Below are 16808 nucleotides of genomic sequence, written 5' to 3' on the forward strand. Positions count from 1 at the left end.
AGATACAAAATTACAACTCAATATATCACGTTCCACGTGGAACTTTGAATAATGATAATAGTGCTACAAACGCCCAGATACCTTCTAACACCACAAAAGGGTAAAAGCTGATCAGGTATGACGAGTACCCACACATGCCTGCCCCAACAAAATTCATCAGCGCGTAAGCTTTGCTTTCGGGTGCTAATTTCTTGAATAGGTTGAGCATAAAGCCGATCAGTAAGATGATCACACCTACTGATGCTATAATATCTGATGTCTTCATTCGCTGTCTTTTAATTCCATTAACTCCATCCAACGCATACTTTGATCATCGAGCATATCCTTTAACGCTTGTATAGAGCTTGATATTTTCATCAACTCTTCATGGTCAGTTATCGTATTCAAGCGCTCTGTTTGCGCAGTTATATCTGACTCGATAGAGGCGATCTCTTTTTCCAGACCTTCTAATTCCTTTTGCTCTTTGAAGTTCAACTTGTTCTTTTTAGGAGCAGGAGTAGCGACAGGGGCAGGTGCTTGAACGTTCTTTTGCTTAGCTGCTTGCTTGGCTTCTTCCTGTTCCAAGCGGAACGATGAGTAATTGCCATTGTATATATCTACCTTACCATTTCCTTCAACCACGAACAGTTGGTCGGTCAACTTATCCAACAGATACCTATCGTGCGATACCATTAATAGGATGCCGGTGTAATTGGTCAGGAACTCTTCTAACACATTCAGCGTATCGATATCCAGATCATTGGTCGGCTCATCGAGTATCAAGAAGTTCGGATTCTTCATCAATATGTTGAGTAGATGAAGACGTTTCTTTTCACCACCACTCAACAACGATATCAATCCGTATTGGCGGGCAGGAGGGAAGAGGAATAAGGTAAGCAGTTGTGCTGCTGATATGGTCTTGCCATCTGCCATGGTGATATACTCTGCCACGTTCTTCACCACATCGATCACTCTTTCATCATTGCTAAAATTCATACCCGCCTGATTGAAGTAACCGATCACGGTGGTCTCACCCTTTTCGATGTGGCCATTATCAGGCTGTATGGTGCCCGTAAAGATGTTCAACAATGTCGACTTACCACTGCCATTTTTACCGGCGATACCAATGCGGTCACCTTTTTTGAAGATGTAGTTGAAATCAGATATGACCGGCTTATCACGAAAGCTTTTAGCGATATGATGAACCTCCATGATCTTATTGCCCTGGCGTGAGGTCTTCACGCTCAGTTCGATCTTCGCATTAGGTCCATTGTTTTTGGTCTTCTCCTCCAGGTCATAGAAAGCATTGATACGTGACTGCGATTTAGTTCCACGTGCTTGTGGTTGCCTGCGCATCCATTCCAGTTCCTTCTTTAATAATTGGGTATTTTTGTGGAACTGTGCATCATCATTAGCTTCCCTTTCAGCCTTCTTTTCTAAAAAGTACTGGTAGTTGCCATGATAGGTAAATATCTTACCTCGGTCTATCTCAATGATCTCATTGCACACATTATCCAAAAAGTAGCGGTCGTGCGTTACCATTAGAATGGTCTTGGCGCCTTCGGTGAGGAGTTTCTCTAACCATTCTATCGTATCAATGTCCAGGTGGTTAGTAGGCTCATCTAACACGTATACATCAGGGTCTTCGATAAGGAGCTTAGCTAGAGCCAAACGTTTCTTTTGACCGCCTGATAAAGTATCTATTTTTTGGTCGAGTTGGTGAATATCTAACCTACCCAAAATGTTCTTGATCTGGTATTCGTATTCCCAGGCGTTAACTGCACTTAGCTCTTCAGTTATCTTTTCAATAGCGTCGTAGTTCTCAGGGTCATTTTCGAGTAACTGCTCATATTTTAAAATGAGCTGCTGTTGTACGTTATCCTTGTGAAAGATGTAGTCGCTGATGGAATGTCCTTTCTCGAAGATAGGGTCTTGCTCTAAATAGCCCGGACGAAGGTCACGAGCTGATACCACCTTGCCTTCGGTAGGCAGGAACTTGCCCGACAATAACTTCAGGAGGGTAGATTTGCCGGCCCCGTTCACACCCACTAGTGCTACCCTGCGGCCACGGTTAATGCCAAGGGTCAACCCACGGAATAACCAATGGTCATGGAACGAATGACCTAAATTTTCTGCTGATAAATAAGTGCTCACGCTATTTGTTTTATATTATGGGAGGGATGGATCAAAACACCTTCATCCCGCTTTAACGATGTTTTGTACATGGCCTGGGCAACAGTAGCCGCTGGTATACTTTGATATCTCTTCAGGTCACCTAACAAAAGAGGATCAACGATCTTCATTATCGCCCCAGCTAACTTTTCTCCCAGCCTAATTTCGCCCCTATCACCGATCAACAAGGATGGGCGATAAACGTGTACGGCTTGGAAAGATAGTTTGGAGATCGCTTCCTCAGTTTGTCCTTTGGCTTTTAAGTACGTATTACCTGATGATGCATCCGCACCTACTGACGACATATAATGAAATTGAGACACCCCATTTCCACTCGCGATCTGAGCCAATTTGACCGGTATATCGCGCTCTATGTGCTGGTAGGCCTTTGGGTCAGGTGTTTTAGCTTTGGTAGTGCCTAAGCAACAAAAAACGGCCTTACCGTTAATGGCATGGGCAAAGCTGTGCAATAGGTCAAAGTTAATTATAAGTTGTACAAGCTTTGGATGGGTCACTGGTAATTCCTTGCGGACCAACGCAAATACCTCATCATATTCGGGCGCGTCAAGTAAGTTACGGAGTAGATGACCACCCGTTAAACCACTTGCACCAGCTATTACCGCTTTATTTGACATAATACGACTAAATACAAAGGTACATAAACAAAATTTAGCATGTGATCGTATGTTTAAACATCTATATATACTTGTTATTCCCACCTTGAGCATAATAGTCATGCAACACTATACAAGATCTTAAAGGAAGGTTAATGATCTATGCTGTGGGTTAAAGCTTAAATACTCGGCTTCTCTATATGAAACAAATATTACTGAAGGGTGTAGTATTCAACATCATATTGATTTATGGCAGACGAAATAATGAATTCAGGCTGGAGGCGATGGGCCGAAAGTGTGGGCGACCAGACCGTTTTTCTGTCCCGTTTTTTTAAGAATATTTTTGCAGGCGGTTTTGAATGGTCTGAATTTGTACGCCAGTGCTATGAGATAGGCTACCGTTCACTAACCCTGGTGGGTATCACGTCTTTCATCATGGGTTTGGTACTCATTCTGCAGCTGAGGCCTACCATGGTTGAATTTGGTGCAGAAAGCATGCTGCCTACTACATTATCGATCGCAGTGATACGAGAGATAGGTCCGGTGATCACGGCCATTATTTGTGCCGGCAAGATCGCATCGAGTATAGGAGCCGAATTAGGCAGCATGAACGTTACCGAGCAGATCGACGCCATGGAAGTATCAGGTGCGAACCCCATCCAGTACCTCGTGGTCACTCGCATACTGGCCACCAGTATCATGGTGCCGCTGTTGGCCATGATCGGTGATGTGATATCACTGATCGGCGGTTTCATTGCCGTTAATTTCAATGATGACATTACCCTTCATCTTTACCTGACCAAATGTGTGGCCGCGCTTGACTTCAGCGACTACCTGCCCGCGCTTATCAAGACAGTATTTTTTGGCTTTGCCATCGGTTTTGTAGGCTGTTATAAAGGGTTCACCTCTAACCGTGGCACCGAGAGCGTGGGTATCGCTGCAAATTCTGCAGTGGTGACGGCTTCTTTGTGGATATTCTTTATTGATATGGTAGCTGTACAGATCACTAACCTTTTATACTACTAAGGCTATGGAAGAAGTGAACGAAAAACCAGCCATCAGGAAGAATGCCAACGGCACCCACCGAAGTGAGGAACTGGTAGTGGAGATCAAAGGCTTACGTAAATGCTTTGGCTCTAAAGAAGTGTTAAAGAATATCAACCTTAAACTGACCAAAGGTGAGAACGTGATCGTGCTCGGTCGTTCAGGGCAAGGTAAATCGGTAACTATACAATGTATTGTAGGCCTTTTAACGCCCGATGAGGGTTCGGTAAAGGTATTTGGTCAGGAAGTACCTGAACTAAGCAGCGAGGAGCTTAAAGAGCTTCGTACCAAGGTTGGTTTCTTGTTTCAAAGTGGCGCACTATACGATTCCATGACCGTACGTGAGAACCTGGAGTTCGCACTCACTCGTGTGCTGAAGGTGACCGACCAAAAGGAACTTGACGAACGGGTAAAGGATGTACTGGAAGGGGTAGGATTGCCCGAAGCCATCGATAAGATGCCATCAGACCTTTCGGGCGGTATGCGTAAACGTGCCGGACTGGCCCGAACACTGATCGTAAAGCCCGAGATAATGCTTTATGATGAACCTACCACCGGCCTTGACCCCATCACCTCGCGCGAGATCAGCGAGCTGATCCTGGAGATGCAGAAGAAATATATGACCTCATCCATCATCATTACTCACGACATGGACTGCGCCCGCATAACTGGCGACCGCGTAGTGATCATGAAAGATGGTGAATATGTTGCCGAGGGCACCTTTGATGAGTTGCGAGAGTCGGGCGACGAATTTGTAAGATCATTTTTTTTAGATACGAAATGAAAATAACATCCGGACAAAAGATCAAGATAGGCCTGTTCGTGTTAATAGGCGTGGTGGTGATATTCCTGGCCATCTTCCTGATAGGCAGCCAAAAAAGTATGTTCAATTCTACCTTTAATGTGTACGGGGTATTCAAGAACGTGAACGGCCTCATGGTGGGTAACAACGTTCGATTCGCCGGTATCAACGTAGGTGTGGTAGAGAGCATCAACATTGAGACAGATAGCGCCGTACGGGTCGACCTGACCTTGAATGAGAACGTAAAAAAATTCATCAAAAAGGACTCACGCGTGAGTATAGGTAGCGATGGCTTGATGGGAGATAAGTTGGTGGTGATCAGCCCTGGTGGTGCTAATAGCAATACCCAGGTTCAAAATGGTGACAAATTGGTAGCCGTTAATCCACTTGATGTGGATAAGATCATTAATAAGTTGACCAAAGTGGCCGACAATGCTGCCTCACTTACCGAAAATTTGAACGCCATAGTAAGCGATATCAACAAAGGTAAAGGCTCATTAGGCAAACTGTTAAAGAACGACAAGATCGCTCACGACCTGGCCTCCACCGTGGCATCGGCCAAAACCACAGTAGCTAACGCTAACAAGACCACTGTTACTCTTAATGAAGATCTGAAGGCCGCACAAAGCAACTTCTTACTGAGGGGTTTCTTTAAGAGGAAGGAAAAGGAAAAACAACGTAAGATAGACTCAGCCCGCAAGGCACAAGAAAAGATACAGAAGGAGAAGGAAAAGGCGGCCAAAAAGGCTCAGGAGGATAGGGAGAAAGCCGAAAAAGAAAAGCAGAATTAAAGAAAAAAAGGCGCCCTGGTTTAACTGGGCGCCTTTTTTATTTGATGATCACTGTTTACAGTTTGTTGGTGATCTCTGGTGATAATGGGGTAGTACCTGAGCGATAACGGTGGATCAGTTTACCGTTCTCATCAAGCAGGAATTTTTCGAAGTTCCATTTGATCTCGCCGGTAAAGTCAGGGTTTTCGGTAGTGGTGAGGTATTGGAACAATGGTGCGATGTCGACACCCTTTACACTTACTTTTTCACTTAAAGGAAAGGTAACGCCAAAGTTCTTTGAGCAAAACTCTTTGATCTCGGTATTGGCACCAGGCTCTTGTCCGCCAAAGTTATTGGCCGGGAAACCTACTACTACCAACTTGTCCTTGTACTGATCAGCAAGCTTTTGCAATTCGGCGTATTGCTTGGTGTAACCGCATTTTGATGCAGTGTTGACCACCAGGATCTTTTTACCTTTGTATTTGGCCAGGCTAAAATCCTTACCATCGATATTTTTTAGCTTAAAATCGTAAGCCGAGTTAGCTGCCGTGAAAAGCAGTGCCAGCATTAACGTTAAAATTTTCATACACTGATGTTATTTAGTTGGTTAAAGGTAGCTAAACATTCAGCATTCAAAAAGTTTTTACGGTCAAATATTGGTCTTCTTTTGCGGTCATCAGCTGCTTGTCTGCAGGCTTCTTATCCTTATATCCCAACAGGTGCAATACACCATGTATGATCACCCGATGTAGCTCATGTTCAGGGCTCACGTTGAACTTTTGGGCGTTCTCCTGGGTGCGATCCACTGAAATGAATATATCGCCTGCAATGAGGCCTTCTTCCTCTGAACTATCAAAGGTCACGATATCGGTATAGGTATCGTGATCCAGATATTGCTGATTGATCTGTAACAGGTATGCGTCGGAGCAAAAAATGAAGTTAAGCTCCTGGAGTTTATGCCCCTCGGCAATAATGGTCTCTTTGATCCAGCGTTTGAGCGGTAACTTATCTTTTAATTTAAAGCCGGTATCTTCAGTAAAAAAATTGATCGCGGCCATTTACAGCTTAAAGTGCAGTTCTACCTCGTTGCCGCTCGAGTTAAATATACATTGATCGGCAAGATGTTTAAGGATGAATACGCCACGTCCGGTCAGTTTCTCAAGGTTCTCCTCGGCAGTAGGATCAGGCAAATTATTGAAATCAAAGCCTTCGCCTTCATCAGTGATGGTCCAAATGGCGCGTTTGGCGTCAACATCAGCATTGACGATCACTTTTTTATCAGGGTCGAGCTTGTTGCCATGCACAATAGCATTTATGGCTGCCTCATTAAGGCAGGTCATCATGTTGGCAAAAGCATCTTCGCTTACTTTAAACTTATCCGCTATCTCCTCGATCAGGTTCTCAAGCAGGGTAATGCTATCATAGCTTGACGGAAGTTGCAGTGTGTACAGTTCCCCTGTATCAACACCGTTAGTTGGAATGTTATTTTGCATCAAGTTGCTCAAAGTAACGTTTAATTTTTTGTTTATAGTATAAATTCAGAACAGAAGGTACAGTTCTTATCTGTTCGGTCTGCTTTACTTTTTGCTGTTCGTAGCTCTGTAAAGCTTTTATATACCCCGGCGGAGTGTTCCTCCCTGCCTTACTTTCCCGTTGCTTGTCCTGTTCCCGCTCTTGTTCGGCCTTTTCGGCCTCCAATAAACGCGACTGGATATTTTGCTGCCTGTTTAACGACTCCTCCGTGATCTTCTTGTTTACGAGATCGATCTCCGTTTGTTCCATTTGTTTTGAGATCTTTTCCAGATCTCCCGGTTTACCTGATCCGTCCTTACGCTGATCACGGCTAAGTTGTTGTAAACGCTGCCGGATATCCTGCTGCTGCCGGGCCATACGGGCCATTTGTTCGCTCAGGCTTTGGCCTTGCTGCCCCTGGCCTTTTGCGCTCTGCCCCTGGTTACCTTGTTGCTTCATTTGCTCGCGCATCTTTTGCATGTTTTGGTTGAGGCGTTGCTGCATTTGGCTAAGCTGCTGCATCGAACTCTTTTGTTTGCTCTTACCGCTGCTTCCGCTTTTGGCGTTCTGCATCTGATCAAGCGCTTCGCTAAGCATTAGGGCAAGGTTATTCATGGCCGTCATGGCATATTGCTGGTTACGGTTAGCTTCTGGCGTACGCCGGTCGCCAAGGCTTTCTAACGCTTTATCGATATGGTCATTTATATTGTTTACTTCTTGGTTAACAGTGGCCTGGATCTGCGGTATACGCCTGCTTAGGGCATAAAGCGTGTCTTCGGCCGTTCTCAGGTTATCTTTTATATCCTTTTGTTTTTGAGCGTTCAACACGTAAGCAGGGTCATTAGGGTTCATACCTCTAAAGTTCTGCATCACCTTTTCCTGCTCGAACGAACTGCTCACCAGTGTTTTAAGCAACTCTCGCAGTTGCTGGGCATCGGCAGCATTATCTTCCTGTTCGCTATCTTGTTCGTTTTGCTGCATTTTTTGTGCCATTTGCTTCATTTGCTGTGAAGCTTGTTGCTGTGAACTTGCGGCTTTCTGCTTATCGTTCTTCTGCAGTTGCTGGTCGCTCTCGTTCATTTTCTCTTCGATGCCTTGCTGCTCCTTATCCTGCTTATCAAAGTTGTTCTTGCGTTCGAGCTGCTGGTTAGCTTTATCTATGTCATTGATCGTCTTTTTGATATCATTGAAGCGTTGTTTGAGCTGTTCCTGCTTTTTTTGTAACTCCTGCTGGTTAGCGCCGGGGCGCTTGGTCTCTTCTGATAACTTTTGCTCATCATTGGCCAGATCATTGATATCGTCCACCGTTCTGTCGATCTTTTGTTCAAGGTCTAGTTGCTTATAAAGCTCCAGCATACGGTCCAATTCCTTTTTTAAGGACCGGTTGTCGTTCTGCATTTTAGACAGTTGATCACGCGTGCCTTCTTTTTGCTCCTGATCCAGCAATTGCTGCAATTTTTTCAATATCTCCTGCGACCGTTCGTCCATCACGTTATTGAGCAGGTCTTGGATCTGTTTTTGTTTCTGTTGCAGGTCAGTGCTTTGTTGCTGATCCTCCTGGCGCTGATATTGATCTTTCTTGTTCTCGGCCTGCAGGTCCTTCACCAGTTGATCAAGCTCAGTGCGCTTGCGTAAAAGATCCTCGATCTGTTTCTTTTCTTCAAAGCTCAGTGAGCTTTTATTCAATAGTAGCTGATCGAGTTTTTGGGCGTCGCGTTCTACCTCGCCTGCCAGTTTAATGGCCGACCGCATCTTTTGCTTGATCGCTTGGGTATTAGCGTTCAATTGCTGGCTCATTTCGCTTTTAGTGGGTACCTGCAAGGTCCGTTCGGGCGAGCGTACCTTTTTGGGTCCCGATACACCGTCATTATCGGCCACCTCAAAGTAATAGGTCACCTGGCTACCAGGCGTTAGCGGCAGATCCTTGATATCCCAATAATGGAAGAACGTTGCTTGTGTGCCTTGCAGATCGGATTTAATTTGTCTGGCGAAAGTTTTTGGCCTTTCACCAGCTGCTGATGTACTGTAATGGAAGGTCAACGAGGTAAAGCCATGATCATCGCGCACGTTGCCACTGAAATAGATCGCCTTGGTGCTGATAGAGTCTTGCTTTTCATTCACCTCAATGGCCGGCATCTCATCATTGATAATGTTGATGCGATAGTTAGCCATATCGCCTGAACGGTGTTTATCCGCAACAGGTGTGATACCATAGGTGGTACTTTTGACCACTTTTGCTGTATATGTGAATACGCCCTGATCATTGCCACTAAGCTGCTCAGACCGGTCATTGATCTTAAAAAGAACGTTTTGTGCGTTCTGAGCATGTAACTGCCATTTGACCACTGTGCCTACCGGGACAGTGAGATCGCCGGCATTGCTTAACTTCTCACTCGCTTTGTGCAAGTAGGACGGGTAAACAAGTTCGACATCAGCACTAAGCAACGATGGCTTCAAGCTTACCTGTACCTGATACATGGGCGAATAATATCCATTAGCCGTGATCCGAAATAAGGTGGTTTGTTGCAGACCAGTGAAAAGATAGTGGAACCTCGAAATATTGTCTTTTTCGAGTTTGAACGTATTCTTCCCGATCTGAATGTAGGCATTGGCCGGCAGATCATTGCCATCGAGCTTGATATCGAGTTTAAGATCGGCGCCCTGCATTACCTGTAATGAAGGATTCATGACCACGAATTTGAACGGTGCCAGTGGAGCAAAATATCGATCGTGATGAATGAGCCGCTTGGTACTTTCGGTCAGGATGGCGGGCGCGGCAAAAGCCACAATAATGATCATACCTAATGGCAATGCCACCCACTTGAGGTAGCGCTTGTTCTGCTTTAGGTCGATAGCCAGCGGAAAGCTTACCGGGCTTAGCATGGTGATCTTTTGATCGATGCTGGCCTCGATCAATGCGCGCCGTTCAGGGTCTTGTGCGGCTTGTTTCTTTAACTGTAGCGTGTTAAGCAGTTTATCTTTTACATCGCCAAAGTGCTGACCGATCATTTGTGCGGCCTCATCATGTGTAAGGGTACGACCTAATTGCAGATAAGCCATCAATGACGGCACCACCAGCCATACAAGCAGCAACAAGTTGATCAGAATGAACGCATAAAAAAGAATAGTACGCAGAACGGTATCGAAGTTGCCAAAATATTCCAGCAAAGTGATCGTGATGTAACCGGTGAAGATACCTGCCGCCAGGAAGATGAGGCCACGCAACAGGCCGTTAAGGTAATATTTGCGTGTGAACGCATTTACCTTATCGATCAGCATGGAGTAATTGTCGGCAGACCGCATCGAATCGTTTTGAATATCGCTAATATAAAGCTAAACGAAAATTTATGATCTTCTATATATAAAAAGATCTTCGTGATGATCGTTACGTTGCGCAGCTGATCACAAAAAGGATGATAGTGCAATATAAAAGTGTTTGGCCGTGGTATTTGAGTTGAAGTGATGATCTTTTATATTTGCACGCCGGCCGCAGCTTAGCTGAATGCCGGAAGCCACAACTTTGAAAGCAGGCAAATGTAAGCCGAACTTCACTGTTACCGCGGGATGTAGCGTAGCCCGGTATCGCGCCAGCATGGGGTGCTGGAGGTCGTAGGTTCAAATCCTGCCATCCCGACCAAAAAGAAAGCATATTTGAGAGTTTTTAGGACCGATCAGATATGCTTTTTTTGTTTAAGTCAGTGGATGTATACGGTTTTGTATACGGTCATTCTCAGATAAATTATTAGCAGTATACTGTCATAACTCAACAAGTTATGGCTTCATTAGCTATTGTTCTCAACACAACTTACAAATTATCAAACGGTGAGTATGCCGTTGCGTTACGGGTTACTCACGAAAGGAAACAAAAGTATTATGCTATAAGTACTTTGGTTACCGACAATGCCTTCACTTTTAAATGTTCAACTAAAGATTGGATAGCCGCAGGTGCAGAAGATAATGGTTTGGGCAAGTTTCGCAGATCATTCACAAACTATAAAGAATGTAATGAGCTACTTAGGCAAAAGCTTAACGATGCTCATCGAATTCTTAAACGTTACGAAGACACCAACACCATGTTCTCATTCCAAGGGTTTGAAGTAGACTTAAAGAATAAACCTCAGTTAGTGGTTCATGGAAAGTCAACGGTAACCGTTGACATGCGAATACATGAGTATTACAACCAGCACATTAAGATTCTGGAAGAGCAAGGTCGGGTGGGTCTTGCAGGTCTTTATCTTGAGGTCCAAAACATTTTAAAGAAATTCAAGCCCAATGCGCTACTCTCAGATGTAAACATAAGATTTCTAGAAAGCTTTGAGTATTGGATGAGGAACATACGAGGTAACAAGGACACTACCATCAGCGTTAAGATGCGTAACCTGCAACGGGTGGTTAATCAAGCAATAGATGAAAAGCTGTTCAAACAAGAGAGCTACCCGTTTGGTGAAAGGAAGTATAGTATCAACAAACGGTTGAACAGCAAGACGAAGAAGATTGCTATAACACTTGATAAGATAGGTAAGCTCAGGAGCCTTACGCTCGAACCTGAGTCCGCACTGCATTTAGCACAGCAAATGTTCCTATTTAGTTATTACAGTAGAGGTATGAACTTCATTGACATGAGCTATCTTACTTGGAACGATATATCTGAAACCCATATCAATTACACAAGACGTAAGACAGGCGGGCAATTTGAAATTCCATTCAATGAACACAATTTAGAGATTCTTAACTATTACAAAGCACACCATCGTGTTATAGGTAACTTTGTGTTCCCAATCTTCGATCTTGCTATTCATAAGACCTTAAAGCAACAGTATACACGTAAGAAAACAGCACTTAAAGCAGTGAATGATAACTTAAAGAAGCTTGCTGCAATGATAGGTGAACCTAATCTTAAACTCACTACAAACGTAGGGAGGCACACTTATGCAACAGGTTTGAAGCGTTCAGGTGCTAATACAAGTTATATCTCAGAAGCATTAGGTCATGCGACTGAAGAGCAAACGCAAACGTATCTTGATAGCTTTGAAAGAGGCGCTATTGAGAGTTGGGAGAAGAAGATGTTTGAGTCGTAACTTTTAGTAGGTAGCGGAGTGTAAGGCTTCGCTACATTCATTTCAGAGATTTTAACATCTTTGGTGAATGGACACTACTAAAACCATTCGCTACAACTGGGACGCCTCTAATAAGACAGGAAGCATAACCTTGTTTCTCAATATTCCTATTCTAAGCAAGTATACTGTACCTCCCACGCTTGCTTCATACAACGAGGAATACAAAATAGGATCAGTGATCTACCATTACAACACTCGTAAAACTTACGATGATTCAGTGAACGAGATCAAAGAATATGAAATGTTCCTGGGTATGCACAAGTTGACCGAGGAGTCCAACTTTCATGGAAGCCACATCCTGTATCTACTTATAAATTACATGACCAAACTCACCGGACAGGAGGATGTTGAGGAGGTGAAGCGAAAGGTACATAACCGCATTTACCTTTTAAAGAAGATACTCCATCTCGATAATTTCAAGGATATCAATATCGACATCTATGATGCAGCAAAAGGTACGTTCAAATACCACTTCGGCACCGAGCCTGAGCTTAAAGGAAGCGTTTTAAGGCATGTTATAAAAGAAGTCAGCACCCAACTTAGGCAGTACGACGTAAAGCTCTATAAGCTTCTAATGGGTGGTGCTACGGAGGATGAATTGGAGCAAGCTGTGCAACGGCAAAGCGACTACCAGATCAATAAAGTATTGGTAGCAGGACTGGCAAAGACAATTGTAAAATATCTCAATGCCGAGACGGCCATACTTAGCAATCTCAACCCAAAAGATAAGTCATCGATATCAAACGCCCAAGGCGACTTCATCTACGATATAATCACCCACTTTCAGATCTATCGACCAAAGCAAAGCGCTACCAGCACAGTAGTGAAGCACCATGATGCTATCCGTAAACTCATTAGGCGTTCTGCTATTATAGATGAAGACAAATAGGATTTAAATGATAATTTCGTTGTCTCCATACCCTCCTTGAAGCTTAAGCACCTTTGTATCGTCATCTAAAACAAGTGACATACAAGATCATGAATTCAATACTATTAAGACAAGCGTATCAAAATGCACAAGTTAAAGGCACACATGAGTTGGCTCCACGTCAAGGCTGCTATGTGATTCAAAGTGTTAGCACCAAGACTTTATCTAACGGAAAGCAGTTATTAGTCGCCAATGCAATGTGGAAGCCAATGACAGCACCAGGGTTTTTAAAAGGTGTAGAGTTTAAGGTAGCAACAACAAGCTTCTACAATGCACAGAGTTTGGGTCCAAAACACCTGTCAATTGAAAAGTTAATAGGAAGAATAGTCAACGTTAACAATGTGACACTTTATGATGAATCCATTAGCATAACATGGGAGGTCACAAACGAAGCACCTATCATCGAAAAGCCTAAGAGTCTCTTCAGTATGAATAGCACATCATATGACGATATATCAGAGATGAACAAACGGTACGGCATCCGTGACAATCAAGCACTTGACCATGTATATGATGAACCAGATGGCGAGTAACTTTTAGACGAAATACAGTAACTTAATCACACTACATCAGTATACAATGTCTGCTATCTTCAATCAACTTATAAAGAGCCGTATCGAACAATTCAACAACTGTAAACCTGAAGGCTCAGGCAAATGGGACGTAAAGCCAGGTCAGGTAATTATTCAAGAACTGCATCCAACACCGATCGGTATCACTGGAGAGACCATGTTCTGTGATGCTAACTGGCGACCACATGCTAACGCTCCTTTCTTTAAAGGGCAAACCTTTAGAATGAACACGGATGTATTGTTCAACGATGCTTCGTTCAGTACCAAAAAAGATAGATCTCCGCAAGAACTGATAGGTTCGATGGTGCACATCAGTGATCCGGGTGTCACCTATTACCTTGACCGCAAAGGACAACCCAGATCCAAATACAATGTTAAGTGGGGTATCATCTGTAAAGCCCCGATCGATGACACAGTGATCCCGAAAACTGCTGGTATATTCGCTATGGTCAATACAGGCCCGAACAAGGCAAAGACACTTGGAGAGGCAATGGAAAACTCTTATGCCCAATCCGACGAGAGTATTGAAATGGCTTCCTACTACGAAGGTTACCCAGCAGGAGACGAATGGGATTGGCATCAACCGCAGGAGGATGACTACTACGATGAGAATGATACGATTATCGGATAATGTGCGACTGTTAACTTTTTAAGTTCATTATGCAGATCAACAAGATAGAATACGACCTACAAATACCCTTTGACAGCAGCACAACCAGGTACTTCACTGACATTGCGGCAGTATACCCTATACCTTCTCATACTATCATTTACAAGACCATAACTGGCATTGGCGCTACTTATGGCGAGATCAAAGCAGATCGCAATAGTATAATCGTTTTGCCTCACATATCAATTGTAAAGAGCAAACAGGAACAACACAAGGACACAGATGACACCTTTGCTGTATATCACGAGGTCACTGTTCAGCAAGTACATGAATACCTTACGGCATATGGTTCCAAAAAAAAGTTTCTGACCACACCCAAAGGTGTCGATAAGATCATCCAAGCTTTAAAGGACACCGACTCCAAACTCACGTATCACAACGACTTCTTTTTTCTTATTGATGAATGTCACAAGTTGATCCAAGATGCTTTGTACCGGGATGATATGGTAAAGATGATGGAACACTTCTTTACTTTTAAAGGTAAAGCTATGATCTCTGCCACACCGATACCACCAAGTGATCCACGTTTCGAAAAGCAGGGATTCGAGCATATCAGAGTTTATCCATTGAATGATTATACCAAGCCCTTGAAACTTGTTCATGGTGATGGTGTATTGAGCTACCTAAGGAAACACTTTGAGTTGAGTGATGCTAAGCATCTATGTATTTTCTTCAATTCAGTAGATGGTATAATGGAGATTATCACTAAGTTGCAGATCGAAGAAGATTATTTGATCTTCTGTTCGCAAGAAAGCGCGACAATGTTGAAGAGCTTAGATCAGCCCAATGTAAGTCACCAAATGACAGAACTGAAGAAGTACAACTTCTTTACCAGTAGCTTCTTCAATGGCCTTGACATCGATCTTGATCATAGTGATGTGGATGTGTTGTTACTCTCTGATGTTGCGTTTAGGCAACACACAATGATTGATCCGTTCACAGACACATTGCAGATCATCGGTAGGTTTAGGAAAGGTTACAGGCAAGCTGTACACGTAAACAGTGCCAATGCGAAATATCTGCCGTTATCGGAAATCGAAGCGAAAGACAATATTGTAAAAAGTGAAGTGGTATACGAGGCTATTGTAGCCTTACAGAAATCATTTGTCGCCCAGGAGCTTGATCAGTTATTTAAACAAGCTGTGGAGGCTGTCAGGCCATATGCTAACCTGGTCGACAAAGACGGCAACTATAATCATTTTCTTGCAGACAACTATTTGGACGATTGCCGGGTCAATCAGTACTATAAGAACCCGTCAGCTTTGAAAAAAGCCTACTTCGATACTGGACTTTACCTTATACAAGACGATCATGAAGAGTATAAGAAATCTAAACAAGACACCTTAAACAAGGCAACGCTGAAATATAGGACAAGCAATAATAAGATGTATGCGGATAAACTCCGCGAGTTGGAAGAGGTCGCCTCTTCCGATGTATATGAGGAACAGCGTGAGATTATTCAAAAAATCACACCAATCATATTTAATGGATATGAGAGCTTAGGTTATGATATGTTAGCCTTACTTGAGTTTAACAAGAAGAAGATTGTCACAGCATTGCTTAAGCTCAGTGTTGAAGAAGGGAAAAACTCTCTGCCTGCACTTTCTTTGATCTATAATACATTCCTCACTAACCGTACTTACCTAATGCCCGAGCTTAAAAGGTTGCTACAAGAGATCTACGATGAATTGGGTATCAAAGTCAAAGCTAAAGCTACTGACATAGAGTTGTATTATCACGTGAAGACTTATAATAAATATATTGATGGCTCTTCAAATCGTGCTTACATTCTGAAAGAGCCCAAACTCAACCCGTTTGAAGAGTATCAAAGAGAATAAGTTGTGCCTGCACATTTTATTTACACTTGTTAACTTATAATACTAAGTGGTCAGAAAATGTGCAGGTTTGCTATGCGACTTTTAAAGTAGTGGAATCTATTACCTCTTCTTTCTTCTCATACTCTTCGTAGTTCCAGTCAATTTTATCTGTAAGCATGTAGTACGTTCTTGCCTTTTGTCCGCACTTGCGTATATTGAAGCGTTCTGCAATGTAACCTTTAGCTATCAACGCGGAGAATTGCTTGCGAACAGTGTCTTTACTGATACCTAACCATTCCCCAAAATACTCACAGGGCTTTGATTCATGGCACTCATAGGGTAAGTGATTGAAAAATTGACGTAAACAGAGAAGCATAGCACGTTCATTCTTAGTTAGGTCGCTGGTTAGCTCAAAGAAATCTTTTGGTATTTTATCAAGTATAGTATTACGATGCGGTTTAGCAAAGTAGTAGAGATTCGATACACGTTTGACCTCACTACGATCAACGGTAATCACACCTGATGCTTCTAAACGCTTCACTGATTCAATTACAAAACGCTTTGACAGTCCAGCCATCTTTCCTACGGTTTCATGCATAGGAAAGCAATCTTGATCTGGGTTGTCATGCCACTTGAAGGCTGTATAAACGGATATATCTAAATATTGAAGTCCTTGATCTGTTAGTTTTAAAAAGTTGGGTAAAGCCACATATGGCCTTTTAGTTGTACACACTTAATTATCATAATAACATATTAACGGGGAGTATCAGCAGGGCAGCAGATACTCAATCTACAGGAAGCAAATACACTG

General features: G+C 43.2%; 16 protein-coding genes and 1 tRNA gene. 9 read left to right on the forward strand and 8 right to left on the reverse strand.

Annotation, left to right across the window (positions count from 1 at the left end; genetic code table 11):
• Nucleotides 1-25: 25 nt before the first annotated feature.
• The 3 genes from LLH06_RS00280 to LLH06_RS00290 are packed head-to-tail and all read right to left on the reverse strand — an operon-like array spanning nucleotide 26 to nucleotide 2786.
• Entirely contained in the window at nucleotides 26-265 is a 240-nt protein-coding gene (locus tag LLH06_RS00280) for a CBU_0592 family membrane protein (RefSeq protein WP_228171235.1), read from the reverse strand.
• Nucleotides 262-2133 carry an ABC-F family ATP-binding cassette domain-containing protein gene (locus tag LLH06_RS00285; RefSeq protein WP_228171236.1) on the reverse strand — a complete coding sequence of 624 codons (1872 nt, stop codon included), beginning with the start codon at nucleotides 2131-2133 and terminating at the stop codon, nucleotides 262-264. The genes LLH06_RS00280 and LLH06_RS00285 overlap by 4 nt, the downstream gene beginning before the upstream one ends.
• Nucleotides 2130-2786, reverse strand: coding sequence for an NAD(P)H-binding protein (locus LLH06_RS00290; RefSeq protein WP_228171237.1), 657 nt, complete (start codon nucleotides 2784-2786; stop codon nucleotides 2130-2132). Before LLH06_RS00290 ends, LLH06_RS00285 begins: the two co-directional genes overlap by 4 nt.
• A gap of 228 nt (nucleotides 2787-3014) precedes the next feature.
• Between LLH06_RS00290 and LLH06_RS00295 the strand changes: the two genes are divergently transcribed.
• From LLH06_RS00295 to LLH06_RS00305, 3 genes are read left to right on the forward strand one after another with little or no spacing between them, the layout of a single operon-like run.
• Nucleotides 3015-3791 carry an MlaE family ABC transporter permease gene (locus LLH06_RS00295; protein ID WP_228171238.1) on the forward strand — a complete coding sequence of 259 codons (777 nt, stop codon included), beginning with the start codon at nucleotides 3015-3017 and terminating at the stop codon, nucleotides 3789-3791.
• A 4-nt stretch (nucleotides 3792-3795) separates the two neighbouring features.
• Nucleotides 3796-4593 carry an ABC transporter ATP-binding protein gene (locus LLH06_RS00300; RefSeq protein ID WP_228171239.1) on the forward strand — a complete coding sequence of 266 codons (798 nt, stop codon included), beginning with the start codon at nucleotides 3796-3798 and terminating at the stop codon, nucleotides 4591-4593.
• Nucleotides 4590-5402, forward strand: a complete 813-nt coding sequence (locus tag LLH06_RS00305) for an MlaD family protein (protein WP_228171240.1) — start codon at nucleotides 4590-4592, stop codon at nucleotides 5400-5402. Before LLH06_RS00300 ends, LLH06_RS00305 begins: the two co-directional genes overlap by 4 nt.
• A 55-nt stretch (nucleotides 5403-5457) precedes the next feature.
• On the opposite strand, the gene LLH06_RS00310 is transcribed toward LLH06_RS00305, so the two are convergent.
• Genes LLH06_RS00310 through LLH06_RS00325 form a run of 4 tightly spaced genes read right to left on the reverse strand, consistent with a single transcriptional unit; the run spans nucleotide 5458 to nucleotide 10196 of the window.
• The gene (locus LLH06_RS00310) at nucleotides 5458-5967 is read right to left on the reverse strand and encodes a glutathione peroxidase (RefSeq protein ID WP_228171241.1); all 510 of its coding nucleotides are present in this window, start codon (nucleotides 5965-5967) and stop codon (nucleotides 5458-5460) included.
• Between the two features lie 46 nt (nucleotides 5968-6013).
• Complete coding sequence (ybeY, locus tag LLH06_RS00315) at nucleotides 6014-6439, reverse strand: rRNA maturation RNase YbeY (RefSeq protein ID WP_228171242.1); 426 nt, start codon at nucleotides 6437-6439, stop codon at nucleotides 6014-6016.
• Nucleotides 6440-6874, reverse strand: a complete 435-nt coding sequence (locus LLH06_RS00320; protein ID WP_228171243.1) for an ATP-binding protein — start codon at nucleotides 6872-6874, stop codon at nucleotides 6440-6442.
• Nucleotides 6864-10196: a DUF4175 family protein gene (locus LLH06_RS00325; protein ID WP_228171244.1), complete on the reverse strand. Its 3333-nt coding sequence runs from the start codon at nucleotides 10194-10196 to the stop codon at nucleotides 6864-6866. The genes LLH06_RS00320 and LLH06_RS00325 overlap by 11 nt, the downstream gene beginning before the upstream one ends.
• Nucleotides 10197-10453: 257 nt before the next feature.
• Between LLH06_RS00325 and LLH06_RS00330 the strand changes: the two genes are divergently transcribed.
• The 6 genes from LLH06_RS00330 (at nucleotide 10454) to LLH06_RS00355 (ending at nucleotide 16018) form a co-directional block, all read left to right on the forward strand.
• Nucleotides 10454-10530, forward strand: a tRNA-Pro gene (locus LLH06_RS00330).
• 136 nt (nucleotides 10531-10666) lie between these two features.
• Nucleotides 10667-11971 carry a site-specific integrase gene (locus tag LLH06_RS00335; protein ID WP_228171245.1) on the forward strand — a complete coding sequence of 435 codons (1305 nt, stop codon included), beginning with the start codon at nucleotides 10667-10669 and terminating at the stop codon, nucleotides 11969-11971.
• A 67-nt stretch (nucleotides 11972-12038) separates the two neighbouring features.
• Nucleotides 12039-12899 carry a hypothetical protein gene (locus LLH06_RS00340; RefSeq protein WP_228171246.1) on the forward strand — a complete coding sequence of 287 codons (861 nt, stop codon included), beginning with the start codon at nucleotides 12039-12041 and terminating at the stop codon, nucleotides 12897-12899.
• Nucleotides 12900-12988: 89 nt separating this feature from the next.
• Nucleotides 12989-13471 (forward strand): hypothetical protein, encoded by a 483-nt coding sequence (locus tag LLH06_RS00345; RefSeq protein WP_228171247.1) that lies wholly within the window; start codon nucleotides 12989-12991, stop codon nucleotides 13469-13471.
• A gap of 46 nt (nucleotides 13472-13517) precedes the next feature.
• The gene (locus LLH06_RS00350) at nucleotides 13518-14141 is read left to right on the forward strand and encodes a hypothetical protein (RefSeq protein ID WP_228171248.1); all 624 of its coding nucleotides are present in this window, start codon (nucleotides 13518-13520) and stop codon (nucleotides 14139-14141) included.
• A gap of 29 nt (nucleotides 14142-14170) precedes the next feature.
• Nucleotides 14171-16018: a DEAD/DEAH box helicase family protein gene (locus tag LLH06_RS00355; protein WP_228171249.1), complete on the forward strand. Its 1848-nt coding sequence runs from the start codon at nucleotides 14171-14173 to the stop codon at nucleotides 16016-16018.
• A 70-nt stretch (nucleotides 16019-16088) separates the two neighbouring features.
• On the opposite strand, the gene LLH06_RS00360 is transcribed toward LLH06_RS00355, so the two are convergent.
• Nucleotides 16089-16706, reverse strand: coding sequence for a helix-turn-helix domain-containing protein (locus LLH06_RS00360; RefSeq protein ID WP_228171250.1), 618 nt, complete (start codon nucleotides 16704-16706; stop codon nucleotides 16089-16091).
• Nucleotides 16707-16808: the final 102 nt, after the last annotated feature.

It is taken from the genome of Mucilaginibacter daejeonensis, assembly GCF_020783335.1.
Taxonomy (GTDB): Bacteria; Bacteroidota; Bacteroidia; order Sphingobacteriales; family Sphingobacteriaceae; genus Mucilaginibacter; species Mucilaginibacter daejeonensis.